The sequence below is a fragment of the Cohaesibacter marisflavi genome, assembly GCF_900115225.1.
Taxonomy (GTDB): domain Bacteria; phylum Pseudomonadota; class Alphaproteobacteria; order Rhizobiales; family Cohaesibacteraceae; genus Cohaesibacter; species Cohaesibacter marisflavi.
The window spans coordinates 101998-108687 of the sequence record NZ_FOVR01000016.1; the positions used below are offsets into that span (position 1 = coordinate 101998).

Sequence of the window (6690 nt, forward strand, 5' to 3'; positions counted from 1 at the left end):
TTCAGCCTTTGTCCTTGATGATCATCCGCATGATTTTTTCTTGCGAAGCTTCCTTCGTAGGCATTTCGCCAACCATTCTGCCCTCGTTCATGACGTAGATCCTGTCTGTCATGCCCAGCAGTTCTGGCAATTCCGAAGAAATGAAAATGATACCCTTGCCCTCTTGAGCGAGCTGGTTGATGATCGCGTAAATTTCGTATTTGGCATTCACGTCGATACCGCGCGTGGGCTCATCCAGAATGAGCACATCCGGGTTCGCAAACAGCCATTTACTCAAAACGACCTTCTGCTGGTTCCCACCAGACAAGTTGACCACCTGCTGCATCAAACTGGAGCATTTGGTGTTCAGCTTCTTCTTATATTCAAGACCAACACGGGTTTCCGCATTGTCATCGATGACGATGCCCTTGGAAACACCTTCCAGATTGGAGAGCGTTGTGTTGATTTTGATGCTGTTCTCAAGAACCAGACCATATTCCTTGCGGTCCTCGGTCACATAAGCCAAACCATTTGCAACAGCCTTGTTGATCGTACTGACGTCGATCGGTTCGCCACGCAATTCAACTTGTCCTGAAATTTTCTGGCCATAGGCACGACCAAAAAGACTCATCGCAAGTTCTGTTCGACCTGCACCCATCAAGCCGGAAATCCCGACGATCTCGCCTGCACGAACATTGAAATTGACATCGCGGATCAAGTGACGGTCAGCATGCACCTGGTGGTAGACATTCCAGCCCTTCACCTCGAGCAGCATGTTGCCGATTTCAGGAGTCCGCTGGGGGAAGCGGTTGGTCAGTTCACGCCCGACCATGTCCTTGATAATTTTATTTTCCATTTCCTCGGTTTTGTCACAGTCCAGCGTACTGACGGTCTGACCGTCGCGCAACACTGTGATCTTGTCCGCAACCTTCACAACCTCATTGAGCTTGTGCGAGATCAGGATTGAGGAAATGCCTTTGCTTTTGAATTCGAGCAGAAGCTGCAGCAGCGCTTCACTATCCCGCTCGTTCAGAGAAGACGTTGGCTCGTCGAGAATAAGTAGCTTCACTTCCTTGGAGAGAGCCTTGGCAATCTCAACCAACTGCTGCTGACCCGTCCCCAGGTTCGTAACCAGCGTGCCTGTTGGTTTGTCCAGCCCGACAATCTTGAGCAGCATCTCTGCTTCAGAGTGCGCTACAGGCCAATTGATGACCCCTTTGGTAGCCCGCTCGTTGCCCAGGAAGATATTCTCGGCGATTGACAGAAGAGGAACCAGAGCCAGTTCCTGGTGAATGATGATGATGCCCTTTTCTTCACTGTCGGAGATGGTGGCGAATTTCTGGGTTTCTCCGTTATAGACGATATCCCCTTCATATGTGCCATAGGGATAAACGCCAGAGAGAACCTTCATCAGGGTTGACTTGCCTGCGCCATTCTCACCGACCAAGGCATGAATTTCACCTTCGCCGACCGTCAGGTTCACATCACTCAAGGCCTTTACACCCGGAAAGGTCTTGGTGATTCCTCGCATTTCTAAGATGGTGTTCATGTCAGCCTCAAGCAAACAGTCTCTTTATTGTTCTTGAAGAACGGATGGAGGGGGTGAGACTTTCCACCTCCCTCCCCCGGGAGGACCCTTACTTGATCTGATCCATGGTGTAGTAACCGCTGTCGATCACGATTTTTTCCCAGTTGGAAGCATCGACAGGAACTGGTTTCAGAAGGTAGGAAGGAACCACTTTGACGCCGTTATCATAGGTTTCGGTGTCATTGATTTCTGGTTCGCCACCTTCGAGCAGAGCATTCACCATGCCGACAGTCACGCGAGCCAGCTCACGGGTGTCTTTAAAGATGGTGGAATACTGTTCGCCAGCCAAAATGGATTTGATTGACTGAACTTCTGCGTCCTGACCGGATACGATTGGCATTTTCATGTCGCCAGAACCGTAACCAACGCCCTTGAGCGAGGACAGGATACCAATGGACAGACCATCATACGGAGCCAATACGCCGTGTACGGTTTTGTCAGTGTAGAAGGCGGAAAGCAGGTTATCCATGCGAGCCTGCGCAACAGCACCGTCCCAACGCAGGGTACCAACCTTGTCCATGCCGAACTGTTCGGAAGGAACAGCAATGCTGCCATCGTCGATCAGTGGCTGCAGCACAGACATTGCGCCGTCATAGAAGAAGTAAGCGTTGTTGTCGTCCGGAGACCCACCAAAGAGCTCTACATTCCAAGGTTTTGCATCCGGGAAGCGTTCTTTAAGACCTTTCACCAAGCTGGAAGCCTGCTGTACGCCAACCTGGAAGTTATCGAAGGTTGCGTAATAGTCAACGTTGCCAGAGTCACGGATCAGGCGATCATAAGCGATCACTTTGATGCCGGAGTCTGCTGCCAACTCAAGAGCGCCGGACAGGGTCGTACCATCGATAGAAGCGATAACGAGAACGTTGACGCCCTTCAGGATCATGGTTTCGATCTGACGCAGCTGGTTAGCGATGTCGTCTTCTGCATATTGCAGGTCAGTCTCATAGCCAGCATCTTCAAATTGCTGTTTCATGCTGTTGCCGTCAGTAATCCAGCGTGCGGATGACTGAGTAGGCATTGCGATACCAACATATCCCTTATCTGCAGCTACAGATGGGGAAGAGGCGAATGAAGCGCCCAGAGCCAACGCCATGGCCCCCATCGTCACTGTGTTGAAGAGTTTTCCAAGTCCAAGCATGTTGTCCTCCCTTGCTTGAAAACACGTAAGGTGCAAATCCGCGCCACACGGAGCGAGGCGCAAATCGAGCGGATCGAGGGAAGCAAAGCGTATACGGATAGTACTGGGAAAAGCAGCCTAGAGTTGCTTAAGCAAATTTCGGGCATAAAAACCCGCATCCAGCACAAGCGCGCCAGATCACCTCCCAATTCAGGCACCATTCCGGCAACCTAAAATCCTTCAATCCTCCGAGACCTATATTTCAATGAAAAGCCAACTTTGGAAAGGAGGCATTTGGTCAAAAACATGGATGATTTAGCTTTTTTGATCGATTACCAGCCCGCAGCATCATTTTACAATGTTACAGGTCTCACCTCATCACAAAGTCAAGCAGCCAATAGTATGATGGTAGAGAGCATGTTTAAGAGGGCGCAATGCAAAGATAATCGCAAATTCTGCGATAAATCGCGGATTTGAGAAAATAATTCAAATATAAGAACAGGATCCAAGCGCCCAATAGATACTATAAGCATCGTCATGATTTTACATAAAGGCGACAATACCAACGTCAGACGCCCTTATGACCAATACAATCACAACAGAACATCATAATACTCGCAGCAAAAATATCGCTTTTCGCACCAACAAGACATGCAATATGCCGCTTAGCGACAAGAAAGCCTGCCTGATATATGCACAAAAAGGGCGCACATAGCAGACATGCACAATAGATAGCCCTGACAAACAGGCTCAGAGAATATATTTTTTTCGTAACATGAATTAAATATCAAGACAAGTTGCAGCCCCGACGATGTTACAAAATGCAACAAAAAAAGCCACTCGGAATAATTGTATCCGAGTGGCTAAAATAGAAAGAGCTTAAATTTAAAAGGCTTTTAGGCCTGACCAAGCTTGCTCGCCGCTTTAGCGCGTTCAGCAATGGCATCCCAGTTCTTGGCATTCACATCGGCCAGAGGGGCAATCCAGGTGCCACCCACAGCGAAGCAGTTCTTCTGGGAGAGATATTCTTCAGCATTCTCAGGCTTCACACCTCCGGTCGGGCAGAAGCTGATATCGCCAACCGGGCCGGAAACTGCCTTGAGCATGCCAACGCCACCAACGATGCTGGCCGGGAACATTTTCAGTTCCTGAAAGCCTGCTTCGCGCAGGGTCATCATTTCGCTCACGGTGCCAGACCCTGGCAGGAATGGCCAGTCAGTTGCCTTGAGAGCGTTGAGCAGGGTTTCTGACGTGCCCGGAGACACACCGAAATGTGCGCCGGCATCGATGGAAGCCTTGAGCTGCTCTTCAGACAGGATGGAGCCAACACCAACGATGCAATCCTTCACTTCGTTGACGATTGCCTTGATGGCATCAAGAGCTGCCGGCGTGCGCAGGGTCACTTCAACGGCAGGCAGGCCATTGTCGACAAGGCAGCGAGCCAGAGGAACAGCATCCTCGACATTCTCGATGACAACAACAGGGATGACTTTGGCACCTTTACAGATGCTGGAAACCAGATCACGCATGATCGATCCTTTACTTAACGCGGGTCCAAACTGATTTATCGATGATGGCGCCCGGGTGCATGATGACCTGCCCCGCAACACCGTGAGCCGTTTTTGCGGCTTCTTCTTGCGATCCCCCCAGAGCACGCTGGCCCAGATACCCCGCAGCAAAGGAATCCCCTGCGCCCGTTGTATCCTTCGGCTTCAGCTTAGCAGCTGGCGGAACATTCTTAACCTCTTCACCGGTGAACAGAAGGCAGCTTGAAGCGCCTTCCTTGACCACCACTTCACCAGCGCCGTAGTCCTTCCACTGCTTGGCAATATCCAGACCGTCAGCCTCGCCCCAAAGCGCCACATGATCGTCCGCAGTTACCAGAGCAAAATCGCTCACCGAGGCAGCGCGCTCGAAAGCGGCGCAGCAAACAGCCGAATCCGGCCACAATTTTGGGCGATAGTTGGGGTCGAAGCCCACTTTGACCTTGTCCTTGACCTTGCTGATCGCATCGAACAGAGCTGCCCGCTGCGCTTCATCAAGAATAGCCAGAGTGATGCCAGAGAAATAGATGACATCAAACTGTTCCAGCAGTGCCGCAATCTTGTCGACAGACCAACCGGCAAACATCTTCTTGGCAGCAGCGTCATTGCGCCAATAGGTAAAAAAGCGTTCGCCCGTATCATCATTCTCGATCATGTAGAGACCGGGATTCTTGTCTTCCACCACGGAGACCGAATCCGTCAGGATGCTCTCTGCTTCCAGCGCCTTGCGGATGCCTTCGCTCATTGGATCGACACCAAGCCCGGTAATATAGGAAACCTCGATCTCGGGTGCGAATTGCCGGGTCAGGTAGGCGGCGGTATTGAAGGTGTCACCAGCAAAACCCTGTTTGAACAGACCATCACCGGCGGGAGCCAATTCAATCATACATTCGCCGATACAGGCGATTCTGACAGCTTTCGTCATATACAAGCGCCGGAGGAACTCCGGGCCTCCTCGAGCGTGTCCTTCGCCTCTCATCAAGCAGGCGGGCACGCCTTGTTTCAGTGATTATACCATCTTGTGCAACGCAAGCATCCCACAAAATGCCCAAGCCAAACAAGGCCGCGCTGAACGCGCGGCCTCCAAGACCAAGTCCAGTTCTTGCAAAAGAAGAACTAGACTAAAGTTTACTCAATCGCGACTCTTTTCTTCAGAAAAGTCGATAACTTTTCATCAAAAAAGCCCTAGCGCGCTAGCCAGCCGCCATCAACTGCAATGGTATAGCCATTGATATAGGAAGAAGCAGGCGACGACAGGAACACGACCGGACCGGCCAGATCGGATGGCAGGCCCCAGCGGCCAGCAGGGATACGATCAAGAATTTCCTTGCTGCGAGCAGCATCTTCGCGCAGAGCCTGCGTGTTGTTGGTGGCCATGTAGCCCGGAGCGATGGCATTCACATTGATGTCGTGCTTTGCCCATTCGTTGGCCAGCAGACGGGTGACGCCCATGACACCGGACTTGGATGCCGTATAGGAAGGCACGCGGATACCACCCTGGAAGGACAGCATGGAAGCGACATTGACGATGTTGCCGCCTTCACCCTGAGCCACAAACTGCTTGGCAACAGCCTGCGACAGGAAGAATACTGATTTGATGTTGATATTCATCACATCATCCCAGTCCTTCTCGGTGAACTCGATGGCGTCTTCACGACGAATGATGCCTGCATTATTGACCAGAATGTCGATACGACCATATTCGGCAACCGTTTTGGCAACAATATCAGGGATATCATCCATTTTCATGAGGTTGGCGCGGATATCGAGGAATTTGCGACCAAGACCTTTGATCATGTCCTTGGTATCGGATGGCTCAACGATATTGACACCAGCAATGTCGCAGCCCGCTTTGGCAAGACCAACAGCCATACCCTGACCCAGGCCGGTATCACAGCCGGTTACAATGGCAATTTTACCAGAGAGATCAAATTGTTCTTTCATCATATTGACTCCATTTACTATTCGTTATGCGTCAATCCACTGCACCAGACGATCCAGAGTAAATGGCTCGTTGGTCAGGAATGCATAAGCTTCTGAGACGGCAGCGACGAGGGTGTCACTTGCCAGAGATTTCCCCCAGATACTTTCTTCGCCGAGGTAAGCCTTGACCATTGCCTCAACACCTTGCGCCTCTTTCAGCGCACCGATTTCAGCCATCTTGGCGATCACGTCTTCTGCATCGCGTGGTGGCAATTCGGCACTGCCTTCAAAGGCACCGGTATAGAAAGCAAGCCAGGCTGCCAGCGACAGGCTCATGCAACGCGGCGCCTTGCCGGTTGCTGCCATGGCGCTTTCAAAGCGTGGCAAGTTGCGGGTATGGAACTTGGCCAGACCATTCAGCGAGATATCGTACCAGCGATGCACGATGAACGGGTTGGCAAAACGACGCAGGACCTCGGCACTGAACTCGTTCAGTTCTTCGCGCGGCAGCGACAGATATGGGATGATTTCCTGCTCAA

The 6690-nt window shown here is 51.4% G+C and carries 6 protein-coding genes; all 6 read right to left on the minus strand.

What is annotated here, in order from left to right; genetic code table 11:
- Position 1: 1 nt before the first annotated feature.
- Positions 2-1528 carry a multiple monosaccharide ABC transporter ATP-binding protein gene (gene mmsA / locus BM258_RS21370; RefSeq protein ID WP_090075266.1) on the minus strand — a complete coding sequence of 509 codons (1527 nt, stop codon included), beginning with the start codon at positions 1526-1528 and terminating at the stop codon, positions 2-4.
- Positions 1529-1616: 88 nt separating this feature from the next.
- Positions 1617-2669, minus strand: coding sequence for a multiple monosaccharide ABC transporter substrate-binding protein (gene chvE / locus BM258_RS21375; RefSeq protein WP_090075286.1), 1053 nt, complete (start codon positions 2667-2669; stop codon positions 1617-1619).
- Positions 2670-3580: 911 nt separating this feature from the next.
- Positions 3581-4213, minus strand: a complete 633-nt coding sequence (gene eda, locus BM258_RS21380) for a bifunctional 4-hydroxy-2-oxoglutarate aldolase/2-dehydro-3-deoxy-phosphogluconate aldolase (RefSeq protein ID WP_090075267.1) — start codon at positions 4211-4213, stop codon at positions 3581-3583.
- 10 nt (positions 4214-4223) lie between these two features.
- Positions 4224-5207, minus strand: a complete 984-nt coding sequence (locus BM258_RS21385; RefSeq protein WP_280141800.1) for a sugar kinase — start codon at positions 5205-5207, stop codon at positions 4224-4226.
- 206 nt (positions 5208-5413) lie between these two features.
- Entirely contained in the window at positions 5414-6172 is a 759-nt protein-coding gene (kduD, locus tag BM258_RS21390; protein ID WP_280141801.1) for a 2-dehydro-3-deoxy-D-gluconate 5-dehydrogenase KduD, read from the minus strand.
- A gap of 24 nt (positions 6173-6196) precedes the next feature.
- The coding region (locus BM258_RS21395) for a mannitol dehydrogenase family protein (RefSeq protein WP_455423309.1) at positions 6197-6690 on the minus strand (494 nt) is incomplete at its 5' end.